General features: G+C 71.1%; 1 protein-coding gene. It reads right to left on the reverse strand.

Translation table 11 applies throughout. From position 1 onward, the window contains the following. Positions 1–1248, reverse strand: a 1248-nt coding sequence (locus QN345_RS19200; protein WP_416347683.1) for a rhamnulokinase, incomplete at its 3' end; no start/stop codon positions are given. Between the last annotated feature and the right edge of the window lie 53 nt (positions 1249–1301).

Consider the following 1301-nt stretch of genomic DNA (forward strand, 5'->3'; position numbering starts at 1 on the left):
GATGCGCACCGTGCGGATGCTCGTGCCCGAGAGTTCGCTCGCCGCGCGCAGGGTGCTGGCGTACTTCGTTGCGAGGCTCTCGATGATGCTGCGCACGAGGTCGACGGGGGTCGCCGGCACCGCGAGTCCGTGTGCGGCACAGTGCTCGCGGATCCGCGCGGGCATGTCCCCCGGCGCGAGGAAGGCCGGGTCATCGACGTCGAAGACCGTGACCGGCCCGGTCACCTGCGCAGCCTGGGCGAGCAGGAACGGCAGCTCGAACGCGACGCCCTCGAGGTCCCAGCTGCGCATCGACTCGCTCAGCAGCCAGAGTCCCATCACGTTGCGCAGGTAGCGCACCCGCCCGTCGACGCCGCCCTCGTTGGTGAAGTTCGCGGCCCGGCTTTCCTCGGTAAGCACCGGGGAATTCAGCTCGACGCCGACGAGCGACCAGGTCCCCGACGAGATGTATGCGGCGTTCTCGTCCCGCATCGGCACGGCGACGACAGCGGATGCCGTGTCGTGCGACCCGACGGCGACGAGATCCAGTCGCGAGACGGCTCCGATTTCGTGAGCCACCTCCGGCAGCAGAGACCCGATCCGGGACCCCGGATCGACCAGCCGCGGGAAGATCGAGCGCGGCAGGCCGAGGCGTGCGATGAGCGCATCGTCCCACTCCCCGTGACCGGAACCGTGGCCGTGCCCGTGCCCTGTCAACACCGTGAGCAGCCCGGTCGTCGACGCGTTGGTGCGCTCGGCGACGCGCTCCCCGGTCAGCCAGAAGCCGAGCAGGTCGGGAATCAGCAGCATCGTGTCCGCGCCGTCGAGGCCGCCGGCCTGCCGTTCGGCGGCCAGCTGGTACAGCGTGTTGAACGGCAGGAACTGGAGCCCGTTCCCGGCGTAGAGCTCGGCGTGCGGCACCAGGGCGTGGGTCGACTCGACTCCCGCAGCGGTGCGCTCGTCCCGGTAGTGGAACGGGTTGCCGAGCATCCGCTGCCCGGAAAGGAGCGCATAGTCGACCGCCCAGGAGTCCACGGCGGCGCTCCGCAGCCCGGGTTCCTCCCGCACGGCGGAGTGCAGGCCGGCGAGGACGTTGCGGTAGAGGTCGAGGATGTCCCAGTGCAGCCCGTCGATCGTGCGCACCGGCAGGTTCGGGAACCGGGCGACCGGCCGGAGTCGCAGCTCGTTGTGGCCGACGTGCCCGAGCATGACCCGCCCGCTCGACGCGCCGAGGTCGATCGCGGCGACGGTCCCCGCGCTGCTCACCACGACGGCACCCCCGCGAGAGTCGCCGTTCCGGTCGAGAGCGCCCGGTAGAACGG

It is taken from the genome of Cryobacterium sp. 10I1 (assembly GCF_035019805.1).
Lineage (GTDB): Bacteria > Actinomycetota > Actinomycetes > Actinomycetales > Microbacteriaceae > Cryobacterium > Cryobacterium glucosi.